Genomic DNA, 26,220 nt, shown 5'->3' on the forward strand with positions numbered 1-26,220 from the left:
TTCAACCTGTCCCCTCCAGAAATTGATTCACCAGACGTTCCACCCGGCGCATGAGCCGTTCGTAATCGGGCAGCCCCTCCCCCCGTTCCAGAAAAAAGCGAAAAATGCGGGCCTCGACGGAAAAAATCTCCCGGAGAAGGCGGGCTGTCTCTTCCTGCCGCCGTTCAACCCGTGTCCTGTCACCGTAGGCATCACTGCTGTGTTCATTCAAGCCAAAATCATCAATGAGCAGAATATCCTTCAATGCGTGCAGCCCAAGGCCGGACTTCAGCGACTGCCAGAAGCACGGCGTGTCTTTGTGTACCCCCAGGTCCGCGGAATTGGCCACGATGAGCGCGGCGGGAGGCTCCGGGCCGAAGACTTCCTTCGCGGAAACGGCGGGGATTTCCCAGTCCGCAAGATACCTAAGGATCGTCGCCGTGGCTTCCGCGTAATGATCCGTTACAATGACCGTGCGGAGCCCCGGCTGATCCGCAAGCTTCCTGAGGAGGGGGCGCCAGGGGTCCTCCATGCGGGATGCCGCGAGATAGAAATCCACGAAGGCCTCCGCAGCCCTCTCCAAATCGGGAACGAACCCTGGTCTGGCGCTGGAAACCTCCCCCCCGGCATCTTCCAGAAGGTGCCTCAGAAGAATCTGTCGGTAGCCCACCGGGGTCGTACTGCCTTCCTCCCAGGTCGGATTGACGATCTTCTCCCAGAGCCGGGAAGGCGTGATGCCCAGACAGGCAAGGCCGCTCTGCTCCAGCGCCGACTGGAGAGAATCCCCCCGGCCGAACAGAACGGCCTGAAGGCTCAGCGTCCCCGAATAGTCCAAAAGAAGCAGCTTGTGCGGTTTCATGCGATTCTGAACCTGCGCAAAAAAGCTAAGGGCGCTCCCGCTGCGTTCCAGCCGGCGCCCCTTTTCCCTGCGCCTCAGCAATGTCATGGCAGAGATCCCTGGCGGCCCTGAAGGGATCCGATGCCGCACAGATTGCCGACACCACGGCGATCCGGTCGGCCCCGGCCCGAATGACCGCACCGGCATTTTCGCGGGAAATTCCGCCTATGGCAACGAGAGAATGCCGGGAAAACGCCCGGATCCGCGCCAAGCCCTCCAAGCCCCAAGGTGCTTTGGTATCCCTTTTGGTGGGTGTGGCAAAAACGGGACTGACGCCGAGATAATCGACGTCCAGGGATTGGGCCTGCACCACGTCTTCCCAGGATTCCACGGAGAGGCCGATGATGGCCTTGGGCCCCAGCAGCCGGCGGGCCGTTTCATAGGGCATATCCTCCTGGCCGAGGTGGATTCCGTCCGCTTCAGAGGCCAGGACGACATCAAGCCGGTCGTTGATGATCAGGGGAACCCCCAGGGGGAAGAGGAGCGCTTTCAGGCGTCTGGCCTCCTCAACAAAGGGGCGGGTGGCCAGATCCTTTTCCCGGAGCTGGACCCAGGCCGCACCGCCTTGTACGGCCATTGAAACGACCTCTTCGACACTTCTTCGGCCGCACAGGCTGCGGTCCGTGACAAGGTACAATCCATCGGTTTTTCTCCGGGCGGAAAAAGGTCGATCCATCATCCGGCTCCTGGTGAGGTTCGCATTCGACGGACAAGGTCTTCCTCGGTCAGCTGATAAAGGATGTCCAGGAAGTGAAGCTGCAGGCTTCCCGGGCCGGGGGAGATTTCCGCAGCCATTTCGCCGGCAACGCCCATGATCGCCATGGCTTGCGCCGCAGCCAGGGCAAAGGACGGGTTCACGGCTGCAAAGGCGCCGCAGAGGGCGGAGGCCGTGCACCCAAGCCCCGTCACCCGGGCCATCAGGGGATGGCCGTTTTTGATCCCCAGAAGCACCTGCCTGCTCACAATGAAATCCGTCTCTCCGCTGATGCAGATCGTGCTCCCATAGCGTTCGCTCATCCTGCGGGCGGCCTCGACGGCGCGGCTTGAATGTTCCGTGGCGTCAACCCCTTTGGTCCGCCCCTTTTCAGCGGCCGCCAACGCCAGAATTTCAGAGGCATTGCCCCTGATGATCGTCGGGGCAACCGCATCCAGGAGCTTCCGGACGGTCCGGGTCCGATATGACGTGGCCCCTGCTCCGACCGGGTCCAGCACGATGGGAATCCGCCGCTCGGCGGCCTTCCGTGCCGCGCTGGTCATAGACTCGACCCAGGGCGGGCTGAGCGTTCCTATGTTGATCACCAGGGCCGACGCGGCGCTGACCATCTCTTCCACTTCCTCCCGGGCATGGGCCATGACGGGCGAGGCGCCCAGGGCCAACAGGGCGTTGGCCGTGCTGTTCATCACGACATAATTCGTGATATTGTGGATCAAAGGGGCCTGAGCGCGAATGGTCGAGACCGCTTCCCAGGTGTTTTCAGGGGTAATCGGCATGACTTCCCTTCTCCTTCCTGCTGCTGAAAAGACGGGAGTATCTTATCTTCGGCCGCTGCCCCTTGCAAGGGGGAATTGCCCCTTGACTTTCAGCGGCGATCAATGTTTCTTCTTCAAGAAAAGAAAGGAATCTTAAAACTTCATGGAATGTTACAGAAGAAATAGAGGGGCAAAATTCCTCACCAGGGGTTTCCTCTTCATCGCTCTTTCGATCCTCGCGCTGCCGGGAGGTCAGGCTTTGGCCGCGGAAAGATCGCCGAATGAAGCCTTTAAAAAAAGTTACCCCCAGATCCCGGCGGAAAGGATTTCGGAAACGGCCATCAAGGGGGTTTACGAGGTGATCGTCGGCAATGAGATTCTCTATTACGCTCCCGAAACGGATTGCCTGCTGCTCGGGGAAATCGTTACGAAGGAGGGGAAAAATCTGACCCGGGAGAAGATTCGGGAACTGATTGCGGCCAAAGCGAAAAACCTGCCCCTGGATTCGGCGATCACGATCGGAACGGGACCGCATCGCGTCATTGAAATCACGGATCCGGATTGTCCCTACTGCCGCCAGGCCTCCGCCTTTTTTGCCGGACGGACGGATGTGACCCGTCATATCTTCTTCTATCCCCTTCCCTTCCACAAGGATGCCGAGGCGAAGGCGCTTTATGTCTTCTGTGCCAAAGACTGGGGAAAAGCCTACGAGGAAGCGATGACAGGAAAGCTGGACAGCATGAACTTCCAGCGCTGCGGGGACAGCCGGGCGGAGGAAACCCTCAGGAAGCACAAGGAGGTTGCCACCCGGTTGGGATTGACCGGCACGCCTTTCTTTCTCATCGGGGATTCAGCGGTTTTCGGCGCCAACATCGCCGAGATAGAAAATCTCCTGAAATCCAAATAGATCCTCTTCAATGGCAGTTGGCCGGAGCCGCAGACCGCGTCTTTCCGGCACCTGCATTCCCGCTAATCCGGCTGCTTCGCGAAAAGGCCGTTCAGGGAAGCTTCGAGATCCGGGCAGCGGCGGCAAACAAGACGACCGTTACGATCCAGGAGGATCATATCGGGAACCCCGCGAACGCCGTAAGTATCAGCGACCTCTCCCCGCTCATCCAGCAGGACGCGGTAAGAAAGCTGGTATTGACGGGCAAAGGATGAAACCTTCTGCGGGGATTCCTGAATGAAGATTTGAACCACCTCCAGGCCTCGCGGGCCGTAGTTGGCGGCGATTTCCCGCAGGTGAGGCACTTCGGAACGGCAATGGGCGCACCAGGTGGTGCTGAAGATCAGGAGAACGGGTTTGCCTCGATGTTGGCTCAGGCGGAACGATTTCCCCTCCAGATCGGGGAGTTCAAAATCCGGCGCTTCGATGCCTTCGACTTGGGGCAGGCTTTGCTTCGATCCCTTTTCTCCCTGGTCGGAAGGCTCCAGGCAGCTTACCAGAGAGAAAACCACCAGGGAAAGTCCGACGACAACGGGAAGAATCCGTAGAAGTTTCATGGTGTTCAATGCTCCTGCATCCATTCGTGAGAATTAAACCAGCGCACCGCCGGCCCTGATCAGGAAATATTCGCCCGTGGCCAGAAGGAGCCAGCCACAGCCCTGTTTGATCCGTACCATCCAAAGGCCTGATTTGGGCAGGCCGGTCAGCAGCCCGGCAAAGGAACCGACGGCAAGAAGCAGCGTTCCCATGCCCAGGGCAAAAACAAACAGGAGGCTCATGCCGAAAAAGACGTTCTGCCTACTAGCCACATAAGCGAGCAGCACGGAAAAGACCGGCGCCGAGCAGGGGCCTACCAGAAGGCCTGAGGTAATGCCGATCACGAGACTGCCCAGAATGCCGCTGCTCAGGATGCCCTTTTCCGACCGGGCCATAAACCCTGGAATCCGGATGGAAATCGAAAAGACATCCAGCATGGCCAACCCCATGAAAATACAGACATTGGCCACGAGAAAGGACGTCAGGAAGCTGTTCTGGAATCGGCCAAACAGCTGGCCCGTCAACGCGGAAACGCCGCCGAGAACCGCATAGGTCAGGGCCAGTCCCAGCACATAGGCCAGGGAAAGAAAAAACGCCCGGGCCCGGGACTGTGCGCCCTGAGCGCCGATGTAGGCGATCACAACCGGCATGACCGGGTAGACGCAGGGGGTGAAACTTACGAGCACTCCGCCAAGATAGGCGGCCAGGTAAGCCGCAAACAGGGAATCCGCCATGTAGCCGCTCAGGCCGCCCAGGAAAGACTCCATCATCCATCCTCGCAGAGGGCGACCGCTTCGATTTCCACCAAGGCCCCCTTGGGCAGTTCCCGGACGGCAACACAGGATCTGGCGGGGCGGGAGTTTTCGAAATAGGTGATATACACCATGTTGAATTCATTAAAGTTTGCCATATCGGACAGATAGACGGTGACCTTGACGACGGAGTCCAGACCGGCGCCGCCCGCCTTCAGGACGGCAGCCAGATTGTCAAGGGCCTTCCCGGCCTGTTCGACAAAAGGCCCCGTCGACAGTTGGCCGGTCCGAGCATCCACCGGAATCTGTCCGGAGACGAAAAGGAATCCGCCCGCCTTCACCGCCTGCGCATAGGGCCCGACGGGCAGGGGGGCTTCCCTGGTGGTCACCCATTTCTTCTCCATGTTTCCTCTGAGCACCTCCCTGATGAACGGTTAGCCCTTACCGGAAAGATAATCGGCCAGTTCGCCCCGGACAATGGCCTCGTCCCCCTGATTGTACGCCATGATGTTTTTCAGGAGAACAAAAGAATCCGGATCCATGCGGGTGAAATGGACTGCCGCCTTGTTTCGTTCACAGCGGACCACGGTTCCCTCAATCGTCAGGATCCGGGGATCGGGTTCTTCCGACAACCGGAGCTCAAGGATCACGACATCCTGAAGGTTGAATGGACACCGCGTTTTCAGCAACGCACCCTTGAGGCTGATATTCTCGATTTCTGCGGGACTTGCGGAATCGCCGATTTTAAGGGTGACGTGACGGTCAAACGCAATCCGGGAAAACTGCCTTTCTCCCATGGCATCTCCTGTTCTTTCATTCCGCTTCAAGATCCGGGTTTCCTCAGCACGGAAAAATCCCCTGATCGGGATCCGGCATGCGTCTTTGTTCGGCCCCCGAAGCACCCCCGGTCTGTGGACCCGCATCGAGCCTATCGCCTGGAAGTGGAATAAGTTATTTGCATTTTTGTTTTTTATCGCATGAACGGCTCCTCCGGTCAAGGGGAACGAGAGCCTGAAGCCTCGCGGCGGGCGACACCGCTGCCAGGCCCCGCTGCGAACCTTCTGAACAAAAACCATTGACACCCATGCCGGGCTTCCCTAATATTGGGCCCACGGAGGAGAAATAATCCGCAAAATCCATTCCTCTTCGGTGAATAGATGAAGCAGGCGCTAATCGTTTCCGACATGCTGGAGGACTTCATCCGGATGGATGGTCCCCTTCCCATGGGTGAAGAAGGCATCAACATCATCCCCAATCTTCAGAAATTGATCCGGTTCTCCCGGGAGAAAGCCATCCCCGTCATTTACTCCAACGATGCGCTATCGCCGGACTGCTTCCTCTTTCAGTCCCGGATGAATCCCCATGCGATTCAGGGAACGCCGGGAGCGAAGGTCATCAGCGAACTGAAGCCTGAAGATGGTGACCTGATCGTGGAGAAGCCCCGTTTCAGCGCTTTTTTCAAGACGGAACTCGCCGCCATCTTGAGGAAGCGGGGAGTGGACACGGTTGTCATCGGAGGGGTTTCCACCGAGGTCTGCGTTCTCAGTACGGCCTATGACGCCGTCTGCCATGATTTTCACGTCATCGTTCTTGACGACTGCGTTGCCTCCCGCTTTCCGGAGACCCGGGACCGGGTGCTCTACCTTCTCAGAAAAACCCCGCTTTACCCCCTGCTCCGGGTTATGAGCCTTGCCGATTTCCAGAAGACCGTCTAGTTCCAGTCCGCCATCCCGCCGCGATCTTCGCGGGCCGCGTTGCAGGCCGCCCGCCATGTGTCTGCGTGCTACGGCCTCGTCTCCGCCTTGGCGCCCCGAACTCGTCATGAAATCTGGGAGCAACATCGAGAAAGAAGCAAAGGCGGTCATCTCCGGCATGCTTCCGGATATGTGACGAGAGGGAAAAAACCCCGGACAGGAACGGATGCCTGTCCGGGGTCAATTTCCCTGCTATGCTATGAATTCAATTCGTTAACGGATAACCCCCAACATCTTCCAGTAAGGCACGGCCACCAGCAGGGAGATGAAGGCCGCCGCAATGTAGATCAGACCGAAGAGGGTCACATGGGCCGGCGCCCAGCCCCTGCCTTGAATCATTCCTTCACCCATCAGAATAAAGGGCTGCTGGTAGGACAGGAGGAAGAAGTTAATGGCGATCAGATAGGCCATGGTCACCGCCAGGGGATGATACCCGAAGTCGTTGAAGAGCGGGATCAGCATGATGATGGTCAACGCGGCGGTGGTGAAGCCCCAGGGAACGTCAATGAAGCGGATGAGCAGGAGCCCCGCGGTGATGACCAGCATGAACAGCATGGGAGATCCTGCCATGGCCATGATGGGCCCCTTGATCAGGGGACCGAACCAGGCGGAGATTCCGGAAACCGCAAAGATGGGGGGCAGCGCTACGGCGATGCCGAAGAAGCAGACCACGTCCCAGTTGATGCCGCTGCTGATCTCCGGACCGGTGATGATGCGGAACATGACGAAGAGGAACAGGGCGAACAGGGCGGTGGCCGCCGTGGGAATCCCATGCTGCTTTTCCGTGAAGAACATCAACAGCGAACCGACAAGGATGATCACGGAGATGATTTCATCCTTGGACATGGGACCGAGTTTCTTGTATTCCTCCTTGAACATGTCGGAGCTGATGGCAATGGCCTCTTTCGGCCTGGCCAGAATGTAAGCCAGGACGACGTAGACAATGGTCACCACGAACCAGGGCAGGGCCAGGATCTTGAACCAGTCGTCAAAATTGCACAGGTGTTTGATTTCCGGGGGAAAGAACCCCTGCATGATCGGTCCCGAGAGGGAGCCGGTCAACCATCCGGTCCCGGGGAAGAGGGCCATGCCCCAGGCCAGCAGACAGATATAGGCCGAACCCTTGGAGCGGTATTCCAGTTTACAGGCTTCCACAATTCCGATGGCGATGGGAACGACAATGGCCACACGGACGGTGATGGAAGGGGTCAAGGCGGACAGCGCAACGCCGATCACGAGCCAGCTGATCGCCAGGCCAAGCCAGGTTGCCGGAAACGTCTTAAGAACCAGATAGGCAATGCGCTTGCCCAGACCCGTTTTTTGCAGAACAAAACCAAAATATAGTGCAGGAATCAGGACCCAGACGGCTGATGAAGTAAAGCCGCCCATGACGACCCCGTAGATTTGCGGCGGTGCCTTGAAAGGAACTTTGCCCGGAAACACCAGGGTCGCTTTGAAGGCAAAAAAGAGAGCAAGGGTAATACCAAGAATGATGGCGGTACCCGACATGAAGGGCAGTGCGCCGGGACGGAAGATCCACATTCCCAGGCCGGCAATGACAGTCCCCATGACATAATGTCCCAACGGCGACAACCCCGGAGCAAAGGGCTGCGCCAAAGCAATCAAAATACCAAGCACAGCAACTGCAAGAACTCCTAACATTTTGCGATCACTCAGCATATCTCCTCCTTTTTTTAAAAAGCGTGATTTAAACGTCTAGCCTTGCATTACTATCCTTCCTCACCTCCTTCCTCAAAAAAAAACAGGAGTCTAGAGCAAAGCACCGACATTCGGAAAAGACTCCGAATTCTACACTCTAGCTATAATATAACTCAACCTATAGTACAATCCAGGATATAACTCCAGCTCTTTTTAACTCTTCGATCAGTTTGTATCCCGGAATCTGAACGTTCTCCGCACCAGCAACTGCCTTACCTTCGGCGAGGAAGCCGCCGAGAAATGCCCCCTGATTTCAAAGCCATCTCCTTCAGGATGTACGATGATGGAAGGCCGATCCGGAACCACCGCCCGAGCGCCCTGAACCGGCGGACAGAACACGATTGAGGCAAAAGCACCCATGTCCGGGCGCTTTTGCCGGTGGGGGAGGGAAAAACATCATCCGGAGCCATACGGTCGGCATAGGAACGGGGCGGACTAACGGCCGGGCGGATTTGCATCCGGTGAGAAAGGGCTTTCCGGCGAGCATGGCGCGGAGGGCAACAGGAAGGGCATCCATGCTCCGCAGGCCAGGGCGGATCTGGAAGGTGGCCTGGGCCGGAGTCAGGGGGCGCACCTACTCCCGCTCCAATGCCTCGCGCACCTTGGCGGCCAGGTGTTTGATGGAAAACGGTTTCTGAATGAAAACAACACCTTCTTCCAGCACGCCGTCGCGTGCAATGACGTCGGCTGTGTAACCGGATGCGAACAGGCATTTCAGGCCGGGTTTGATATCAAGGAGCCGTTCCGCCAGTTCCCGTCCGTTCATTTCCGGCATGACCACGTCAGTGAGTACGAGGTCTATCTCGCCACTGCGGGCTCTCATCTGCTGAAGCGCCTTGCCCGGCGTGTCGGCCGTCAACACCCGATAGCCAAGAGCTTCCAGCATCGCCTGTCCGACGTGCAGAATCACGGCCTCATCCTCCACCAGGAGAACAGTCTCCCCCCGGCTCCCAGGCGGTTCCGCCTTGCTTTCCACCGCCGGCTCTCCGGCGTCCCCTGCAAACCGGGGCAGGTATATCCTGAAGGTCGAACCCTTGCCGGGTTCGCTGCACACATGGATGTACCCGTTGTTCTGCTTGACGATGCCGTAAACCGTAGATAGTCCCAAACCGGTACCCCTTCCCGGCTCCTTCGTGGTAAAGAAGGGCTCAAAGATGTGGCCCAGGGCATCCTTGCCGATTCCGTCACCGTCGTCACTTACGGCCAGCATCACGTATTCTCCCGGGACACAATCGGGGTGAACGGCGCAATAAGTCTCATCCAGGACTTTATTCCCGGTTTCGATAGTGACCCTGCCCACCCCGGGAATAGCGTCCCGGGCGTTGATACACAGATTGACCAGCAGCTGGTCAATCTGCGAAGGGTCGACCCTGACCGGCCACAGGCCCATCTGGGGCAGCCAGACGAGGGAGATGCTTTCGCCCATCAACCGCTGCAGCATCTTGAGCATGCTCGCTGTGGTGTCGTTCACGTCCAGGACCTTGGGCGCCACGGTCTGTCTGCGCGCAAAGGCCAGCAGCTGCCTGACAAGACCGGCGGATCGGAGTGCGGACTCCTCGATCACCTTGAGGCTTTTGTAGATCGGTCCCTCCGGGGTGCACAGCCTCATCGACAGTTCCACATGACCCAGGATCGCGGTGAGCATATTGTTGAAGTCGTGGGCCACGCCACCTGCAAGCCTGCCGATGGACTCCAGCTTCTGAGCCTGGATAAGCTGCTCCTGCAGCTTTTCCCGCTCCCCGGCAGCCTCCTTACGCTCCGTAATGTCCTCCAGCAGCGCCAGGACGTAATCCACACGCCCCCTCGCATTTCGGACACAGCCAACAGAAAGATCCGTGAAGATGATGGTCCCGTCCCTGCGGACAAACCGCTTTTCCAGCGTATACTCGTTGATCGCGCCGGCAAGGAGCCGATCAAACTGTTCGATATCGGCAGCGAGATCGTCAGGATAGGTCAATTCCGTCCAGGTTTTCCGCAGGAGTTCCTCCCGGGAATAGCCCAGCATCCGGCATAACCTGTCATTGACCTGCAGCCAGCCCATTTCGGGAGATGCGATGGCCATCCCGACAATCTGGCGCTCAAAAAAGAGACGCATCCGCTCCTCGCTGACCTTCAGCGCCCGTTCGGCATTACGCCGATGCAGGATGGCCGTACTGAGAAGAATCACAAGAGCCCCCAGTGCTGCGACGACGGAGACGGTTGTCCAGACAAGAGTTTTATGGCGGTCGTAAAACGAATCAGGGCGATGGACGAAGAGGGTGCCTTGCGGGACTTTTGACAGGGGGATGCGAAATCTTTCCAGTTGACGGTAATCAAGCATGTAATGATTGGCATCAAGACCGGCCACCACGGGAATGCGGTCGGCACGCTCGCCACGGAGGATGCGCAGGGCCAGTTGTCCGGCCATCCGACCCTGCCGATAACCGCTTACCAGCTTGCCTCCCACGATGCCGTAGCCCAGATAGACCTCCCAGAATGAATACGCGGGCACCTTGCTGTATTGGGAGATCCATTTTGTGGTTTCTCCGTACATCATCTGCCGACCGGAATGGTCCGTGATAAGTCCGTTGATGAAAAGGACCGTGCCGCTTTCGAGCTTCTCCAGCCTTGACTTCAATTCAGGGCCCGGCAGGTCGTCCCAGAACGTGACCTTCAGATGAGAAGGCACCCTCGGCAGCGCAGCGATGAAGCTGTCGCGATTATACCTGTCTGCCGCCACAGTGGTCCGGCCGATCACGACAATCTCCCCGGTGTCGGGATGCAGACGGAGCGCAAGATTCACCGTCTCAACGATTGAAAGATCTTCAGCAACACCCGTGATATCCGGGCAGCTTGAAATCATGGCCGGGCTGAAATCGTTGATGCCGCAAAAGACGATCGGTATGCCGGGAAAAAGTCGATTCCGCTGTTCCAGAACGAGTTCGAGGGCATTATTATCCGAAACCATCACCAGATCCGGCGTTGTGCCATTTAATTTTTCAAGAAGAAATTCCCGGATTCTACGGGAGAGGTCAGACTTGGGATAACGCCGGGAGTCCAGGTATTCGGTGCTGATCTGAATACCTGGGTCGCTGGCCGCGAAGGTATCCCGGATTCCGTTCATGATCGCATCGGTCCAGGTGAGGCCCGAATGATAGGAATGGATGATGAGAACCCGGCTTTTTCCTTGAGGCCATTGAGCCTGCACCGGCCATGCGGACAGCAGAACGAACAACGCGGCCCAAATTAACTGGAACAGGCAAGTAAACCGCTTCATGAACTATCCAGACTCATTTTCTGGGCCCTGCGATGCGGCCAGGTTTAAAGGCCGCCGCGGAACAGCGCTCCCTTCAAGAGCTTTTCGAGGGTCAAAATCCGCCTCGCCTTTACGCAATGCTTTTCTGCTGATGGGTCGGGTTCCGATCGTCATCCATGCTCTGGCTGATGGTCGTTTCTTGGATCACCAGGCTGAAGCCTGGTGCCTGGAGCTTTTTTCAGGTGTCGCGAACACAGAATAGCCTGTCATGGGTGGTTTCTCCCATTTCGAGGCCTGTTGTCGAAATGGACGGAATCAGGCCCGTTTGCGCCGCCGGTCACGACGAAGCTCATCGCTTCCTCGATGCTCCAGTCGGTCTGGACCACTTCCGAAAGCGGAACGATTTCAATGTAACCGGAAGTCGGATTGGGTGAGGTGGGGACATAGACAGCCGCCAGGTCACGGCCGCCAGCCTCGTCGCGTATGATCTTGGTTACAAAACCCAATGCCTTCATTTCCGGGGTCGGAAAGCTGATCAAAACGACGCGTTGGCCGTAAACAGGAGGTTTTCTGAGGGCTGAAAGAAATCGCTTTGTGCCGCCGTAGACGGTCTGCACCAGAGGCAGGCGATTCAGCATCGCCTCCACGGCTGCAATCAGTTTGCGCCCAAGCACCATCGAGGCGAACAGGCCAATGCCGTATATCAGGGCCAGCGTAAAGAGCACAGCCACCAGTTTTTGAAATGTGGAATTGAGAAGCCATGCGGCCAGCGTGCCTGAAACGGGCGCCGCGAGGCTTGCCGCGGCAAGGAGGATCGGCCTGCCTATGCCCGCAAGGAGATCAAGGAGAAAATCGAATACCAGCCAGGTGACCCACAGAGGCGCAATGGTAAAAAACCCGATCAGCACATGCCGACCAAAATGAGCGCCGTGGTGGACTTGAGCAGATTTGGCATCCCGGGCGTTCACAATCGAGTCCCCTTACAAAGGCGGGCGCTCGGAAATGTCCGCCGGATAGCCGAGCGCGTTCAAAGCTCTCTGCCCGGCAGCCATCAGCAGACGATTTTGATCGCCCGACCCGATCGGCGAATGAACTGCCGGCCTGCAGAAACAATCAATGCCGTTCATGCATTGCACAGTTTCCGCCCGATTCATGGTGTCCCGAAGGAGTCGCCTGTTCCCGACCCTGCGGCCCGGCCTCAATGACAGCCAACGAGCCGGATTGGAAAAATTTCCACCATCCGGCTCGTTGAAAGAGAAGGATACCCTCCAGCAGAAAAAACCGTTGGGTCTCCGCCTCTTTCCTGCCCTCAAGCCCTCATTTAAAAACCGAAAATACGGAAGATTTTATTTTTCCAAAAAGTCCGCCTTCGCCTTCCAATATTTTTTCCAGTTCGCCGGGATCGAGGTGGATCGCACCGCATCCCTCGTTGATGCAGATGTCGATGTGGACATCGCCCTGCTGAACCTCCACAAGGCTGTGCGTCCCGCACCGGAAGCAGTGATTTTTGTGCTCATTTTTATAGGTTTCGTTCGCCTCCTGCTGGGCTGCAGCCCGCACCTCCTCCATCTGCTTCCGGTAATGCTTCTCGAAATAAGCATCCTCACTGTTGATTTTCAAGATAGATTTTTCAGCCATGGACATTACTCCTTTCTATTCCAGTAGTAAAAAAACAGCGCGCTGCCTGAAATGCCGCCACATCGATCTTGAGAGACGAGCCCTGGCTTCCGTTTCAGCGCAACCCCGCAACCGCCGCCGGGAGGACGATCCTGCAGGCATAGAATCCGCTTGGCTTTATACCGTTTTATAAAAAAAAGATCGAGCCTATTTATAAAGCAATGGGCTCGCATGTCAATAACATAGTGGCCAATCTTCGTATATTAAACCGGATTTCGACAGGTTACAGGTTCAAAACGCCATGCCCCATGACCCCTGCCTGCCGTTCCTGGCCGTTCTGAGATCCGACGGCCTAAGCTCTTTTTGTAATCAGCCAGTACGTCAATCCCAAAGCCAAAACAACGGCCGCGGTTCCATAGATGAAAGGAGGCGTTATATATTCGAAATCAAAAATGATGACTTTCCGGGCAATGGCCATCAGCGCCGTGGCGATCACCAGCCGGACAGGCAATACATTCGTGCTCAGGTACATCCTGATGTTGATGAAGATTTCAATGGCGATCAATACGGCCAGAAAACCGCCGAAGGTGGCAAGTATGTCACTGATCTGCAAAAGCATAAAAGGCGGCTGGACCAGCCGCTGGTATAAAATATAGATGACGTCCGCAATGCCCCAGACAATCACAAGGACCATGAGCACCGCCAGAACTTTCACGGCAATTCTTATGACCTTATGCAAAAAACGGATGGTGCGATCTTCATGCGCCGGATCGAACTCATGACCGGATTCAAGCTCCTGGCGCGCTACGTCATCGTCTTTTTCCATGGCTGTTCCTCTCGATAAGGAAACATGATGTTATGGATTGCCCCAATGGTTCCGGCCAGAGGTCCTGGACGGGCACTCCCGGGTGTCTTGTCAGCTTCCAGCCAGGACGGAAGCGTCCGGCATCGCTTACGCCGCCGGAGAGGCAGCCTCAAGACCTTTCCGCTTCAGAAAGGCCGCCTTGATGGCCTCCACGGCACCGTCAACGGTGATGATCCGCATGTTGATCAACAGGTCGTAATGGCCGGGATCCGTCATATCCATGTGAAAATACTTCCGGATGAAGGCTTGCCGGTCGTTGTCGGTTTTCAGGACGTATTTTTCCGCCTCCTTGCGGGTCGCGTTCTGAACCTTCATGATGTGCGCGATCCGGTCTTCCAGGGGGGCCACCAGCCGGATTCGGAAAAGCTTCTCCGGAGGCAGAATGTAGTGGGCGCCCCGACCGACGATAATTGCATTTCCGTAACGTCCGATGGTGGCGATAATCTTGATCAGGTGGTCCAGGTACTGGTCCGGCCACAGGTGCTTGTGCTCGAAAAAGGAAGCTATCCAGGCGTCGCGTCGGCTCACCTCCTTTTCATCCAGCGATTCGATGACCCGTTTGCTGATCTGCGCGCTTTCCGCCACATAGTCGATAATCTGATTGTTCATCAGCTCCATGTTCAGCTCCCGGGAAAGACGCTGGGCGATTTCAGTCCCGCAGGCACCCGCCTCCCGGGAAATCGTGATCACGCCCCCGCTGGCTCCCTCTTTAAGTTCCTGTTCGGAAAGATTTTTCATCCGCTGCAATTGACTTTCGATATATCGCTCGATCCTGGAAGCGGCTTCTCTGTTCTGCTCTTCCACCTCTTCCTTCCTCTTCAAGGTCAGATCGCGGGTGAATTCATTGCAATAGACATTTCCCATGATATCTGTGCGAACACTGTAACGCTTCTGGCAGTTCTCCCGCCAGGCGCAAATGGCGCAGTATTTCGTTTCGCCTGCCATGATCGGTACCTCCTTGAAAATGGGGTCTTCTCGTCCGGGAACTTCCGTTCGGTCCGGATTTTCCCACTGCTTTCCGGCCCTTTATGCCTTACAGGGAAAAACGGGGCAAAATGACGGCCGTCAAAGGCCTCTGGGCCACTGATCCGCTGCCGGAAGGGGGACGATGCCTTCCCTATGAACCTTTTCCCTCAGGAAATACGAAAATCCGACAAAAAAGTGGGCCTAAATTCCCCAAGGTGGAAAAGAAGGACGGCACCGAAGCGTTAAAAAAAGACTTTACTTTTTAACATCAATTAAATATTGACTAATTTGCCTGGGAAATCAAGGCGATATTTTGAGTTGAAACAATCTGCAGGCCCTTTGCAATTCTTTTGCAGGAAATGATTGATATTTTTTCGCAATGCGAGTAAACATACATCGCAAATCAGTGGTGTACTGAGCGCGGTGTCAACTTAACGCATCGGAAAATCGGGACATGGACAGAGATGATCATGGCTTGCTGGGGAGGGCATGGTCACGCTGACCGGTTTTAATACATAAACATTTCTATTCAGGAGGAATACAGGTCATGATGAAAGTTTTTGCAGATCGCCTATTTGATGTGGTGGTGAAACACAAGAGGGACATTGCAGCAAATTGGGCAAAGGATGTACGAAAAAATCCCAAAACGCCATCATATCATGATTATACCCAGGATCAGTGCATCAGCTACGCGGTGGATTTTTACGAAAACTTCACGAATCTTTATTTCGAACCGAAACCTTACTCCGGGCAGGAGGAATATTTCTCCAAGTACGCGGAGCGAAGATTCCAGGAAGGGACTCCGCTTAACGAAGCCCTTCATGCCCTCATCATGATGCGCCGGCATCTCTGGCTTTATGCCGACATGCAGGTTGTCTTCACCAGCCCCCTGGACTCTTATCAGGCCATTGAGGCCATCACCAAGACCATGCGCATTTTCGACCACGCCATTTATATCATCAGCAGGCGATACGAAGCGTTCTGGAAAGGCGCAAAAAAATAATCCGGTTTCCCGGCTTCCGAAAAGAAACGGTTGTGTAACTCCAAATATGTAGATCGAACAGGCTCGCAGGACGGCTGAACAGGAGCGGTGTGGGTATGCACAACCGTGCATTCGGAAGGACGATCGCAAAACAACGTCGGGGGACGCTTTGATGTAAGGTGGAAAGAAATCCGGATCTCTGACGCCCGGTACATTCAGAGGAGCGGATCCGGAGAATTTTCAACCGGGTTTGATGTTGACGGCGTACCGTCCTCTCACATCCCTTTAAATTTAGCCTTAAAGGCGGTCTCGAGCGTTGCAACCGCCGCATCGATGCTCAGGTTTTCGGTGTTCAACACGAGGTCATAGTCCAGGGGATTCGTGACATCCCGGTGGAAGTACTGTTCAACAAAGGATCTCCGATCATATTCCATCTTCAGGACAAAGTCTTCCGCATCCTTCCGGCTTTGATTTCTTGCTTTCTCTGCCTTCTCGATCCGCATGTCCAGGGGGGCTATGATCCTGGTCCGGAATGTCGTTTCGCGGGGAAGGATGTACTGAGCGCCACGACCCAGGAGCATGGCATTGCCGTATTTCCCGATCGCACCGACGACACGGGTCAGATGGCGCAGATACTCATCGGGTGTAAGATGCTGAGTGGCGAACAGGGAACTGAGCCAGGAATTGAGTTTTGATGTTTCCTTCTCATCGAGAGATTTGACGGCCTCTTCGCTCTTTTCCGAGCTTTCTGCGATTCGCTGGATAATTTCACTGCCCAGAAGGTCCATTCCAAGCAACGACGCAAGTCTTTTGGCGATTTCGACGCCTCCGCTGCCGGGATCAATTGATATGGTCATGCAGGGTTTGGGTTTTTCTTCCTCCATTTTCTTTTGGGCAGCCTGCCGCGTATGCCAGCGGGCTAGCTGTGCGCTCACCAATTGGTCCAGAGAACGGGTTTCTTTTTTCATACGTCATTCCTCCTTTGAATGAAGATTCGGGCTGGCCGTCACGGATACTCTTCACAGCAAGAACTTAACAGCTTTCAGCTCCACATGCAGATGGATTTTTATAACAGATTCTTCAAAATGGGGCAAGCTTCATCAAAACAAATCATTGCGGAGCAAGGCGCCATCCTTCCGGGGAAAAATCCGGATCCGGCTCCGGTTCCAGCTTAAATGAGGATAGGGACGTTATAGGCGTACAGAGCCCCAGGGCGAGGAGCCATTTCGGAATCCGCCGCTCTGAATTGAAATGAGTCGCGTCAGGAACGGTTCTTCAGATACTCCCAAGCCAGGGTGATACCCAGGGCGGTTTTTGAGTCGACAATCCGACCTTCCTTCATCATTTCCATGGCCTCCGGAAAAGAGACGGGAACGAGCTCAATCACTTCGTCCACATCGGGCGGCAGCGCAGCCGCAAAAAGATCCATGGCCAGATAATAGTGCATGTATTCATTGCAGTAGCCGGGAACCAGATATCCTTCAAACAGTTTGACCAGCGTACGGGCCTGAAACCCGATCTCTTCCGCAAGCTCCCGCTGAACGCACTCTTCGATCGTCTCAGGCCCCTTGTCCACGGTGCCGGCGGGGATTTCGAGAAGCATCTGCTCAACAGCCGAACGATACTGCCGGATGAGGAGGAGCCGCCCCTCGGAGGTCACCGGAACAGCCGCAATGACGGGCTTGTGAGTAATCCAGCTCTGGTCGGCGACCCGCCCGTCCGGCAGCTGAATCTTTCCTTCGTAGACCTCAAAAATGCGGCACGTGTAGACCCTGTTTTCTTCCAATCTTTTCGGCTTAATTTCAGGCACTCCTTCCCATCCCCTTTGTCAATCCTGCCCAGATCTTCACTTCGTCAACCCTGATCAGCTCGTCTCCATGACGGACAACAGGTGGCGCTCGATTTCCTCCTTCGAAAGCAGTCCGACGAGGGTATTTACCAGCCTCCCCTTGGAGAAGAGCAGCATGGTGGGGATATTCCGGACATTGTACTGTTGAGCGGTCAGGGGATTCTCATCCACATTCAGCTTGGCGATTTTGATTCCGCCCCCGTATTTTGCGGCCAGTTCTTCGAGATGCGAGGCCAGGGAACGGCAGGGACCGCACCAGGGCGCCCAGCAGTCCACCAGGACGGAACGGTTCGATGTCAGCACCTCTCCTAAAAACGTGCTGTCCGTAACCTCCACAGGCGTATGCAGGCCGCTTTCCACGACCAGCGGCGCACCGCAGCGGCCGCAGAGGGGGTGAGCATTGAGCCGATTTTCAGGCATGCGATTCTTTGTCCCGCAATTCAGGCACCGGATGATCATGTCGTCCAACTTCGCATGGCATCGGCCGCATACGGGATTTTCCTTAAACCGCGTTCTGGGAATACGATTTTTTGTTCCACAGTTAAGACAACGAATGATGATATCGTCCGTATTCATGGAAAAACCCAAATCCTCGTCATGTTTGCTATGCTTTGATCTGCAGCCGCCGCTGAACGGGCCAGCTGAAATTGCCCATAAATTACCCGAGTTGGATGGAAAAGTAAAGGCCCGAAGAGGGCGGCAAGGCTCAGATGAACAGGGCATCGAGAATCCTCAGCTCGACCCGTGAAAAGGGGTATTTCCGGATGTCAGCGGGGGATGCCCAAAGCCGGTTGCCGGCGGCAGGCGATAGCGGACCACCTTCCTGGATCGTCCCGGAGAAAACGTGAAGCGTCAGCCGGAAATGCGAGTAGAACTGCTGCAGGGTCATCAGGTGATCCTTCACGGAAATGGAAATGCCGAGCTCCTCCCGGCAGCGGCTTTTCAGGGCATCCGTAACCGTTTCACCGGGATGGAGCATCCCGCCGGGAAACTTCCAGAGCCCTCCCAGAAAACCGTCTGCCGGTCGTCGAACGATGAAAAAACGGCCCTTAGAATCGCGGAGAATCGCTGCGCCGGCTTCCTTGTCCGGCCGTTTCGCCTTCTTTCCGGCCACCGGCAGCCGATTCTGGCAGTTGCCGGCGTAGCCCAGGCAGTTCGATCTCAGGGGGCAATCCGGACACTGCGGAATTCCCGGCCGACAAAGAAGCGCCCCCAGCTCCATGAGAGCCGAATTGAACGGACCGGGCCTCTCGGCGGGAACCAGCTTCTCCGCCAGAGCAGTGATAAACCGCTGCGTCGCACCGTCGCTCAACGGACTGTCCACAGCGAAAAGCCGGCACAAAACCCGCTTTACATTGCCGTCGACGGCCGGAACGGCCTTCCCGAAGGCCATACTGAGAATGGCCCCTGACGTGTAGGGGCCGATACCGGGCAGCGCCTTGAGCTCATCGGGATTTTCAGGCAGCCGGCCGGCATGGAGGTCCACAATCCGCCGGGACGCCGCGTGCAGATTACGGGCACGGCTGTAATAACCCATATTTTCCCAGGCTTTCAGCACCTCTTCCAAAGGGGACCGGGCCAGATCCTCGAGCGTTGGAAAGCGCTCCAGAAACCGTCGGTAATGAGGAATAACCGCCTCAACCTGGGTTTGCTGCAGCATGATCTCCGAAAGCCATATGGCATACGGGTCAGCAGTATTCCGCCAGGGGAGGCGCCGCTTATTCCTTTCATACCAGGACAGGAGGCGTTCCGCGATACCGCCTGCGGTCTGTTCCGCCCGCTTCAGGGATGTTGTCCGTTTGTCCATGTCGGAATCGTTTCTTCGCAGAAGGATTTTATTGATATTTCATGAGAGTTCCCGTATTTTTAAAGCGCCTCGGCACGATGGAAATCGTATATCACACGACGTGTTCCATCAGGAAGGCACTTTTTCAAGGGAAGCGTTTTATGTCCCTATTCCCCGTCGGGAGGTTCACGCCGTGCTGGAAGTGATGAAAGAACTGATGAAATCCAAGGACACCTGCGTATTGGCAACCGTATCCGGAAATGAACCCCATTGTTCGCTCATGTCTTACGCCGTTGATGAGGACTGCAGGGAGATCTACATGATGACCCTCAGAAATACCCGGAAATATGAAAATCTGATGGCCAATCCCGCCGTCAGTCTGCTTGTCGATACCAGGGGGCAGGACTCTCCGGAAAACCGGCCTCGCACAAAGGCTCTGACCGTGACCGGCCGGTTTGAACGGATTGAAAGTGAAGAGGAACAAGAGCGGATTCGGAATCGTCTGCTGGAGCGGCATCCCCACCTGAAGGCCTTTGCCGAAAGCCCGGAAACAGAGTTCTTCCGGATCAGGGCAAAATCTTTCCAGCTCCTGGACGGAATTACAGACGCCTCCTTCGTTTCTCTGGACTGAGAGCGCAGGCGGGAAAGAAGAAGTGACGGAACAACCGGTCCCAATGTATTCATCCATGCAGGGCCCAGATCTCAGCAAGGGAGAAAATCCATGAACATCTTCAAAGCGGCGGCCAATCAGCTTTACGAAACCGCCAGGAAGGAGGGCCGCCTCATCGAGGGCCGCTCTCTGGATGAATTGAAAGAAATCGCCCTGCGCCAGGAGGGTGTCATTCAAACCCAGATCGGCTCGGTGGCCGCGGATTCCGAGCCCATGTCCCGTTCGGCGCCCCACACCTGCAACAGCGTGGACCATCCCTTCGGCGAGGAGGAAGCGCAGCTGGCGGCGGAGATGCTGGAGCTCCTGAAAAAGGAAACGATCATCTCCCTGGACACCTTCATCGGAGACGGCCGGGACGGTGTTTCAGCACGGTTCCTCATCCCGGAGCAGTACGCCCAACTCGCCTACGGCTTGAAACTCCTCTTCAATCATCCGCCGGTCGTCCTGGACAACCCAACCTACACGATCATCTACTTCACCGACGGGTCCTTCGAGCGAAACCGCGAGAAGAAACTGCTGGAAAAGGACATCTCCGTCCGCCTCATGCTGGGCGAAAAACGCGGAGACCAGGTCAAGATCTGCCGCAATACGATTTATCTCGGAGAGGGGAAAAAGGGCATCTTCCAGTTTGAAGACTGGCGGATCAAGGCCATCGACAAAACCGGGCTCTTTCTCCACGCCGGCGCCCGCCGCGACTTTCTCTGGGTTTATGATCAGGCATCCGGCCGGCCGGAAATGACGGAGATCGTCACTGCGGCGGCAGGCCTGACCGCAACCGGAAAGACGACGACCCTCTGCCGCAAGTTCACGAAAATACCCAGGGAGCGCTCGGAAATGATCGGCGATGATGGAGGCGCCCTGATGTTTGACGGGGGTTACGCGGCCTTCGAAATGGGCGGCGTTTATGTCAAGACGGAAGGGCTGGACGCTAGCCAGCCGGAAATCCTCCGGGCGGCGGAGTCCAAGGAAGCCTTCCTGGAGAACGTGGCCCTGACCAAGTATCCCTACATGCCCAATTTCGCCGACATCTCCAAGACAGGAAACGGCAGGGCCGTCGTCTCCCGGGACAACCTGGAAATCGCCTCGCCAAGCCTGCGGGCCGATCGCCTGAACTACATCATCATCCTGACACGCAATCCCCTGGTCAACGTCATCAGCCGCCTGACACCGGAACAGGCCACCATGCAGTTCATCTATGGGGAATCCATCGAAAGCAGCGGGGGAAACCCCGAAGAGGCCGGCCGCTTCAAGCGGGAGTTCTTCCTCGATCCCTTCATGGCCGGCGAACGCCTGGAACATGCGATGATTTTTTACGATATCGTCAAGCGCAATAAAATCCAGTGCTATCTGGCCAACACGGGAACCATCGGAATCCGGGAAGACAAGGTTACCCTGCGGCAGTCCCTGTCCACCTACAACGACCTGGTCCGCAATCAGCTCCGCTTCAGCCTGGAGGCCGACCACCTGGGCTACCACTACCCCATTAAGTGCGACCGGGCCAACCTGGATCTTATGGCCGCACACCGGCTTTTTGACGACCAGGACCTTCTGGAAAAGCGACTCCGGGATTTTTACCGCGGCCGCCGGGAATATCTGGAGGAATTTGAAGGGACATACGGACGGATTCCAGAGGCGATTCGCGAGGCCCTTCCCTACCAGTACAAGGAATTTTCTCCAAGGGAAGCCTTCGATATCGAATAGCGGGATGGAGGAGGAGCCCCTTCAGCGCATCGGGCCCCTGGCCAGAGAGGCGAAAACTCCCAGACTGCAGAGCAGGGCGAGCAGGAAAAAAGTCCATGTCATGCTTGTTAAAAGCAGTGGATAGTAGAGTGGGGACAGCTCCACTTTTCCGATCAAGAGGGCGAACATCAGCATGGCGATCCCCATGCTGAACATCTGCCCCAGAATCCGCATCGTGGCCAGCGTTCCGGAGGCCAGCCCGAGGAACTTCCTGTCGACGGAACTCATGATGGCGTTCACATTGGGCGACGAGAACAGGGCAAACCCCAGCCCCAGCAGAACAAGGCTAAGCAGGATGGGAAACAGGGTCGAGAAGGTGGATATGAAGGTGAGCAGGCCCAGGCCGCAGACGGTGAGGGCCATCCCCAGGGAAGCCAGGATCCTGGGTTGAACCCGGTCGGAGAGGCGGCCGATCACCGGTGAAAAAACAGCCTGAAGAACCGGCTGGATCAGGAGAATCAACCCGGCGTACTGCGGAGACAGGCCTTCAATGAGCTGCAGATAGAGGCTCATGAGAAAGCTCACGGCATAGGTGGCGCAGTAGTGGACCAAGGCGGCCAGGTTGGAGAAGGTGAAGGCCCGGTTTTGGTAGAACAGGGAGACGTTGATCAGAGGGCTGGGATTTCCCTTTTCCCATCTCAGGAAAACCACGATCCCGGCAATCCCGGCAACAGCGGATAACCCGGCGGCCGCCGCCGGCAGGAACGAAATGCCAACCATCAGCAAAAGAAGGCTCAGGCTGTAAATGAAGGAGCCTGCCAGATCGAACCTCTCTCCCCGGGCTTCGGCCCATTCATCTTTCAGCTTCCACAGGGTGCAAAACAGGACGGCCAGCCCCAGGATGGCGTTCAACAGGAAGATGCTCCTCCATCCCAGATGCTGCGTCAGGATTCCACCGATCAACGGCCCCGCGGAAAGCCCGGTGTAGACGGCCGCAACGTTGATTCCCAGCACTTTCCCCCGTTCGCTGCGGGGAAAGACAGAGATGAGGATGGCCGTTGATGTCCCAAAGATCATGGCCCCGCCGATGCCCTGAAGAAAGCGCAGGATGATCAGCATGACGGCATCGGGAGCGGCGCTGCAGGCCAGGGAGGAAAGGGCGTAAAGGGCCACGCCCCAGAGAAAAAGCCTTTTCCTGCCGTAAAGGTCGGCCATCCTGCCCAGGGGGACCAGGCTCATTGCCGCCGCCAGCAGAAAGATGGTGGCCATCCAGTTCAGAAACAGGGCGTTCAGGGAAAATTCCCGGCCCAGGGCGGGAAGGGCCACATTGATGGCGGATCCCATGAACGGCGTAAGAAAAGAGGCCATGGTGGTGACAACCAGGGCCACGGTTCGGCTTGCTGCCGGATAGGATCTGTCAGAAGGTGAGGAAGTCAAAATTCTTTGCCTACTGGAGCCGGCACAGCTGCAGACGGCTCTCTGGATAGGGAATTAAAGAGGCCCCGGGAGTCGGTCCCCGACGGGACAGACCTATCAGAGAGTCCAATCCTGATCAATCGAATTTTGACCCCTGCGAGGGACCGGAAGCCGTCTCCGGCTCATCCAGTGCGGGATTGCCGCCTGCCGGCGGGATCACGGAGCCTTCTGATCGCTCCCGGACAACGGTGATCGGCACGTTGACGGTCCCGGCATAAAAAACGACAAGTTCCGCTGGAATGGTCCCCTCATTCACGCCGTAATGGAGCTTGTTCACCACCTCGACGATGGGGTCCCCGGCCTTGAGGTGCAGCGTGTCTCCCCCGGTCGTCACGACCGTCAGCCCCCCGCTGAGCACAATGCCGGCATTGATCACGGGATGGCTGTGCGTTTCCAGCCGGGCCCCTGCGGGGATGGTGATCCTCCGGATTGAGATCTCCGGCTGACTTTGCGGATAGGCAGGCAGCAGCTGCCCATCCCAGCTCCTGGTCGTTTTGACGAGTTCCCTGGAGACAATGGAAACCGGGTCCGCCTCCAGACCGGGCCGAAAAGTAGAAGCGCAGCCGCTCAACAGAAACAGGACAACGGAAAGGGTTACCGGAAAGCCGATCCTTTTTTGGGGCATCATATGCACCTTCCTTCATTTTTGGCTACCCATGTTCCTGCACAGAGCGCACCAGGCACACCCATCAATTTTTTGCGGAGGGCGCAGGAACAGAAGAAACAGGCGGATGGATCCTTGAAATAACCGACCGTGTTCGGCTATGCTGCGCCGGAGCACAAAAAGGAGCGATCCTGCCGTGAACGAAGACCGCAAAAACCGATTCTGGGGAGAAACGACGGCGTTTCTCGCCCTGTTTCTCGACAACGTCGGGGTGCTCATCTTTCTCAGCGCCATTCTCGTCCACACCTTCAACTACCCGGCAGAAATCATCCTGACGCGCATGATCCCCGGCACCGCCATGGGGATTTTCTTCGGCGACCTCCTCTACAGCCTTCTGGCCCTTCGTCTGGCCCGGAAAACCGGCCGCAGGGATGTCACCGCGATGCCGCTCGGCCTGGATACGCCATCCACGATCGGGATCGCCTACGCTGTCCTCGGCCCGACGTACATCGCCTCGCAGGACGCGCTGCTCACCTGGCACGTCGGCATGGCCACCCTCTTCATGATCGGCATCGTCAAGATGGTCACTTCCTTTTCCGGCGCCTGGATTCAGCGGATTTTTCCCACGGCCGGACTCCTGGGATCGATCGCCGGGGTCGGGCTTCTGCTGCTCGGCTTTCTGCCCCTCATCGAAATCTTCAACGAAGTGGTGGTGGGGATGGTGGCCATGGGACTGATCCTGGCCGTGCTGATCGGCAAGCTCCAGCTTCCGGGACGCGTTCCCGGCGTTCTGGCTGCCGTCATCCTCGGGACCGCCCTTCATTTTGCTCTGGGATACGCCGGATACATCCCGGAATTCAAGACACCCGCCTTTGACATGAAGCTCTGCATCCCGCTTTTTTCCCTGGACTTTCTGCAAACCCTTCCCCGGTGCATCCCGTATCTGCCGCTGGCCATTCCCTTCGGCATCCTCACGATCATCGGCGGCATCAACAATACCGAAAGCGCCCGTCTGGCAGGCGATGCTTACCGGACAAGGGACATTCTCCTCACGGAGGCATGCACCTCCCTGATTGCCGCCTTCTTCGGCGGGGTGGCCCAGACCACGCCCTACATCGGCCACCCGGCTTACAAAAAGATGGGGGCAACCTGGCTGTACACGCTTTTTACCGCCCTTGCAGTCGGCATCGGCTCCGTCGTCGGCCTGATGTCCCTCTTTGTCGGACTGATTCCCCGGGCCGTTATCGCCCCCATTTTCCTCTTCATCGGCTTCGAGATCGTCCATCAGGCCTACAGGGAGTCGCCGGACGCCCACTCTGCCGCCGTAAGCCTCAGCTTCCTGCCGGTCGTCGCCCATCTAGTGACCATTATTCTTCGCCAATTCCTGGACGCGGCCTCCATTACCCCTGAGGCGTTACCGGTTCGCCTGCAGGTCCTGCATTCAACCCTCACGGTGCTCAGTAACGGCTTCATAGTGACCGGCCTGCTCTGGGGCAGCATGCTGGCCTTTCTCATCGACCAACAGGTCCGCCTTGCCGCCCTGTGCACCTTGACCTGCGCGGGCCTGACCCTGTTCGGCTTCATCCATTCCGTTCATCCCGGCGGAGAGATTTACCTTCCCTGGCAGATTTCCTCCCCCAGGCCCTTCATGATCGCCCTGGGCTATTTCCTGTTCTCCTGCATCCTGCCGGCGTTAACGAAACGCAGACAGGCCAATCCGGAGCCTTTATCGGCGGAATCTTCAGAAGGGAAATCCGTGACCAGCGGGTGAAGATCGGCTGAATGCCATCGGCGGTTCGATCCCGGAAGCATCTCCGGGGCTCTTTTCCATCCGCGGCCCAAGCACTCAAAGACCATCCCGGGATGATGCTACATGAAATGAAAGAGATACGCTCCGTAGAGGTGATATGTGGCAACGGCTGCGTACAAGAGGGTGGCGATTGCCAGAAGATTCAGTTTCCAGCTTTTAACAAAGGGCAGCAGCACAAACAGGACCGCCAGGAACAAGAGCTTCGTCGCCAGAACCGCATTGAATTCATCTATCTGGAAAAGCCTCGCCACGAAGGGGTTCAGTTCACGGCAGCCGTTGGATAACGCGTGCTTCGTCGCAAAGTAATCCAGCAGATTCAACGAGGTCAGCAGGATCCACAGGGCAGCCGGAACGGCAAACATGCGGCCCGGGTTCCATCCCCACATTTTTTCGCATTTGAATTCTTGAATCATCTGCCAAGTACACCTCACGATTTTTTTAAAAGGCAAACAGGCACGCCAGCTGACAGATGCTGATTCCCGCCGCGGCTGTTGTTTCATCGCCGGGCGAAAGAATCTCTGTTTTTTGAATACAGGAGTGTGAGGTGTTTCACAATCGGGAAAGGCCTGATTTATGGGCCTTGAAAATCTGATTTAAGCCTTTCCTGTTACTGAAATGGAGTAAG

27 protein-coding genes and 1 pseudogene are annotated in these 26,220 nt (G+C 56.6%); 6 read left to right on the top strand and 22 right to left on the bottom strand.

Features of this window, described 5'->3' with window-relative positions; genetic code table 11:
- Position 1: 1 nt before the first annotated feature.
- Genes ACJ77P_RS14145 through thiM form a run of 3 tightly spaced genes read right to left on the bottom strand, consistent with a single transcriptional unit; the run spans position 2 to position 2,368 of the window.
- Entirely contained in the window at positions 2 to 838 is an 837-nt protein-coding gene (locus ACJ77P_RS14145) for a hypothetical protein (RefSeq protein WP_408998608.1), read from the bottom strand.
- A 25-nt stretch (positions 839 to 863) separates the two neighbouring features.
- On the bottom strand, positions 864 to 1,556 hold the full coding sequence (gene thiE, locus ACJ77P_RS14150; protein WP_408998609.1) for a thiamine phosphate synthase: 693 nt from the start codon (positions 1,554 to 1,556) through the stop codon (positions 864 to 866).
- Positions 1,553 to 2,368, bottom strand: a complete 816-nt coding sequence (gene thiM / locus ACJ77P_RS14155) for a hydroxyethylthiazole kinase (RefSeq protein ID WP_367360111.1) — start codon at positions 2,366 to 2,368, stop codon at positions 1,553 to 1,555. The genes thiE and thiM overlap by 4 nt, the downstream gene beginning before the upstream one ends.
- A 142-nt stretch (positions 2,369 to 2,510) precedes the next feature.
- Between thiM and ACJ77P_RS14160 the strand changes: the two genes are divergently transcribed.
- Positions 2,511 to 3,254: a DsbC family protein gene (locus ACJ77P_RS14160; RefSeq protein WP_367360112.1), complete on the top strand. Its 744-nt coding sequence runs from the start codon at positions 2,511 to 2,513 to the stop codon at positions 3,252 to 3,254.
- 62 nt (positions 3,255 to 3,316) lie between these two features.
- Here ACJ77P_RS14160 and ACJ77P_RS14165 read toward each other — a convergent pair whose 3' ends face one another.
- The 4 genes from ACJ77P_RS14165 to ACJ77P_RS14180 are packed head-to-tail and all read right to left on the bottom strand — an operon-like array spanning position 3,317 to position 5,379.
- Positions 3,317 to 3,850, bottom strand: coding sequence for a TlpA disulfide reductase family protein (locus tag ACJ77P_RS14165; RefSeq protein WP_367360113.1), 534 nt, complete (start codon positions 3,848 to 3,850; stop codon positions 3,317 to 3,319).
- A gap of 33 nt (positions 3,851 to 3,883) precedes the next feature.
- Positions 3,884 to 4,600, bottom strand: coding sequence for a cytochrome c biogenesis protein CcdA (locus tag ACJ77P_RS14170; protein ID WP_367360114.1), 717 nt, complete (start codon positions 4,598 to 4,600; stop codon positions 3,884 to 3,886).
- Complete coding sequence (locus tag ACJ77P_RS14175) at positions 4,597 to 4,986, bottom strand: Rid family detoxifying hydrolase (protein WP_408998610.1); 390 nt, start codon at positions 4,984 to 4,986, stop codon at positions 4,597 to 4,599. Before ACJ77P_RS14175 ends, ACJ77P_RS14170 begins: the two co-directional genes overlap by 4 nt.
- Before the next feature lie 30 nt (positions 4,987 to 5,016).
- Positions 5,017 to 5,379, bottom strand: coding sequence for a PilZ domain-containing protein (locus ACJ77P_RS14180; protein WP_367360116.1), 363 nt, complete (start codon positions 5,377 to 5,379; stop codon positions 5,017 to 5,019).
- 360 nt (positions 5,380 to 5,739) lie between these two features.
- On the opposite strand from ACJ77P_RS14180, the gene ACJ77P_RS14185 reads away from it, so the two are divergent.
- Positions 5,740 to 6,297, top strand: a complete 558-nt coding sequence (locus tag ACJ77P_RS14185) for a cysteine hydrolase family protein (RefSeq protein WP_367360117.1) — start codon at positions 5,740 to 5,742, stop codon at positions 6,295 to 6,297.
- 252 nt (positions 6,298 to 6,549) lie between these two features.
- On the opposite strand, the gene ACJ77P_RS14190 is transcribed toward ACJ77P_RS14185, so the two are convergent.
- The 7 genes from ACJ77P_RS14190 to ACJ77P_RS14220 all read right to left on the bottom strand — a co-directional run bounded on the left by ACJ77P_RS14190 (position 6,550) and on the right by ACJ77P_RS14220 (position 14,717).
- A complete protein-coding gene (locus tag ACJ77P_RS14190; RefSeq protein ID WP_367360118.1) occupies positions 6,550 to 8,016 on the bottom strand; it encodes an anion permease in 1,467 nt (488 codons plus the stop codon).
- A gap of 613 nt (positions 8,017 to 8,629) precedes the next feature.
- Entirely contained in the window at positions 8,630 to 11,311 is a 2,682-nt protein-coding gene (locus tag ACJ77P_RS14195) for a PAS domain S-box protein (protein WP_408998611.1), read from the bottom strand.
- A gap of 245 nt (positions 11,312 to 11,556) precedes the next feature.
- The gene (locus tag ACJ77P_RS14200) at positions 11,557 to 12,258 is read right to left on the bottom strand and encodes a DUF502 domain-containing protein (RefSeq protein WP_367360120.1); all 702 of its coding nucleotides are present in this window, start codon (positions 12,256 to 12,258) and stop codon (positions 11,557 to 11,559) included.
- 12 nt (positions 12,259 to 12,270) lie between these two features.
- Positions 12,271 to 12,417 (bottom strand): hypothetical protein, encoded by a 147-nt coding sequence (locus tag ACJ77P_RS14205; protein WP_408998612.1) that lies wholly within the window; start codon positions 12,415 to 12,417, stop codon positions 12,271 to 12,273.
- Between the two features lie 190 nt (positions 12,418 to 12,607).
- Positions 12,608 to 12,928 (bottom strand): zf-TFIIB domain-containing protein, encoded by a 321-nt coding sequence (locus ACJ77P_RS14210; protein ID WP_367360122.1) that lies wholly within the window; start codon positions 12,926 to 12,928, stop codon positions 12,608 to 12,610.
- A gap of 331 nt (positions 12,929 to 13,259) precedes the next feature.
- Positions 13,260 to 13,733: a phosphate-starvation-inducible PsiE family protein gene (locus ACJ77P_RS14215; RefSeq protein WP_367360123.1), complete on the bottom strand. Its 474-nt coding sequence runs from the start codon at positions 13,731 to 13,733 to the stop codon at positions 13,260 to 13,262.
- 126 nt (positions 13,734 to 13,859) lie between these two features.
- The gene (locus ACJ77P_RS14220) at positions 13,860 to 14,717 is read right to left on the bottom strand and encodes an AAA family ATPase (RefSeq protein WP_367360124.1); all 858 of its coding nucleotides are present in this window, start codon (positions 14,715 to 14,717) and stop codon (positions 13,860 to 13,862) included.
- 568 nt (positions 14,718 to 15,285) lie between these two features.
- Between ACJ77P_RS14220 and ACJ77P_RS14225 the strand changes: the two genes are divergently transcribed.
- Complete coding sequence (locus ACJ77P_RS14225) at positions 15,286 to 15,741, top strand: hypothetical protein (RefSeq protein WP_367360125.1); 456 nt, start codon at positions 15,286 to 15,288, stop codon at positions 15,739 to 15,741.
- Positions 15,742 to 15,995: 254 nt separating this feature from the next.
- Here ACJ77P_RS14225 and ACJ77P_RS14230 read toward each other — a convergent pair whose 3' ends face one another.
- The 5 genes and pseudogenes from ACJ77P_RS14230 to mutY form a co-directional block, all read right to left on the bottom strand.
- Complete coding sequence (locus ACJ77P_RS14230) at positions 15,996 to 16,688, bottom strand: AAA family ATPase (RefSeq protein ID WP_408998613.1); 693 nt, start codon at positions 16,686 to 16,688, stop codon at positions 15,996 to 15,998.
- 293 nt (positions 16,689 to 16,981) lie between these two features.
- Complete coding sequence (locus ACJ77P_RS14235; protein ID WP_367360127.1) at positions 16,982 to 17,530, bottom strand: NUDIX hydrolase; 549 nt, start codon at positions 17,528 to 17,530, stop codon at positions 16,982 to 16,984.
- 54 nt (positions 17,531 to 17,584) lie between these two features.
- A complete protein-coding gene (trxA, locus tag ACJ77P_RS14240; protein WP_408999438.1) occupies positions 17,585 to 18,028 on the bottom strand; it encodes a thioredoxin in 444 nt (147 codons plus the stop codon).
- A gap of 24 nt (positions 18,029 to 18,052) precedes the next feature.
- Positions 18,053 to 18,292: pseudogene (locus ACJ77P_RS14245) on the bottom strand (hypothetical protein); the annotation flags it as partial.
- Complete coding sequence (gene mutY / locus ACJ77P_RS14250) at positions 18,276 to 19,376, bottom strand: A/G-specific adenine glycosylase (RefSeq protein ID WP_408998614.1); 1,101 nt, start codon at positions 19,374 to 19,376, stop codon at positions 18,276 to 18,278. The gene mutY and the pseudogene ACJ77P_RS14245, both read right to left, overlap by 17 nt.
- Positions 19,377 to 19,548: 172 nt before the next feature.
- On the opposite strand from mutY, the gene ACJ77P_RS14255 reads away from it, so the two are divergent.
- Both ACJ77P_RS14255 and ACJ77P_RS14260 read left to right on the top strand, forming a co-directional pair.
- The gene (locus tag ACJ77P_RS14255; RefSeq protein ID WP_367360129.1) at positions 19,549 to 19,986 is read left to right on the top strand and encodes a pyridoxamine 5'-phosphate oxidase family protein; all 438 of its coding nucleotides are present in this window, start codon (positions 19,549 to 19,551) and stop codon (positions 19,984 to 19,986) included.
- Positions 19,987 to 20,076: 90 nt separating this feature from the next.
- Entirely contained in the window at positions 20,077 to 21,726 is a 1,650-nt protein-coding gene (locus ACJ77P_RS14260; RefSeq protein ID WP_408998615.1) for a phosphoenolpyruvate carboxykinase, read from the top strand.
- A gap of 21 nt (positions 21,727 to 21,747) precedes the next feature.
- Here ACJ77P_RS14260 and ACJ77P_RS14265 read toward each other — a convergent pair whose 3' ends face one another.
- The gene (locus ACJ77P_RS14265) at positions 21,748 to 23,094 is read right to left on the bottom strand and encodes an MFS transporter (protein ID WP_408998616.1); all 1,347 of its coding nucleotides are present in this window, start codon (positions 23,092 to 23,094) and stop codon (positions 21,748 to 21,750) included.
- Positions 23,095 to 23,257: 163 nt separating this feature from the next.
- Positions 23,258 to 23,809, bottom strand: a complete 552-nt coding sequence (locus ACJ77P_RS14270) for a cupin domain-containing protein (protein WP_408998617.1) — start codon at positions 23,807 to 23,809, stop codon at positions 23,258 to 23,260.
- Between the two features lie 172 nt (positions 23,810 to 23,981).
- Here ACJ77P_RS14270 and ACJ77P_RS14275 point away from each other — a divergent pair, with 172 nt between their 5' ends.
- Positions 23,982 to 25,556, top strand: a complete 1,575-nt coding sequence (locus ACJ77P_RS14275) for an MFS transporter (protein ID WP_367360133.1) — start codon at positions 23,982 to 23,984, stop codon at positions 25,554 to 25,556.
- Positions 25,557 to 25,654: 98 nt separating this feature from the next.
- Here ACJ77P_RS14275 and ACJ77P_RS14280 read toward each other — a convergent pair whose 3' ends face one another.
- Entirely contained in the window at positions 25,655 to 26,008 is a 354-nt protein-coding gene (locus ACJ77P_RS14280) for a DUF5658 family protein (protein ID WP_367360134.1), read from the bottom strand.
- Positions 26,009 to 26,220: the final 212 nt, after the last annotated feature.

This window comes from Syntrophus buswellii (assembly GCF_046097065.1).
Taxonomy (GTDB): Bacteria; Desulfobacterota; Syntrophia; order Syntrophales; family Syntrophaceae; genus Syntrophus; species Syntrophus buswellii.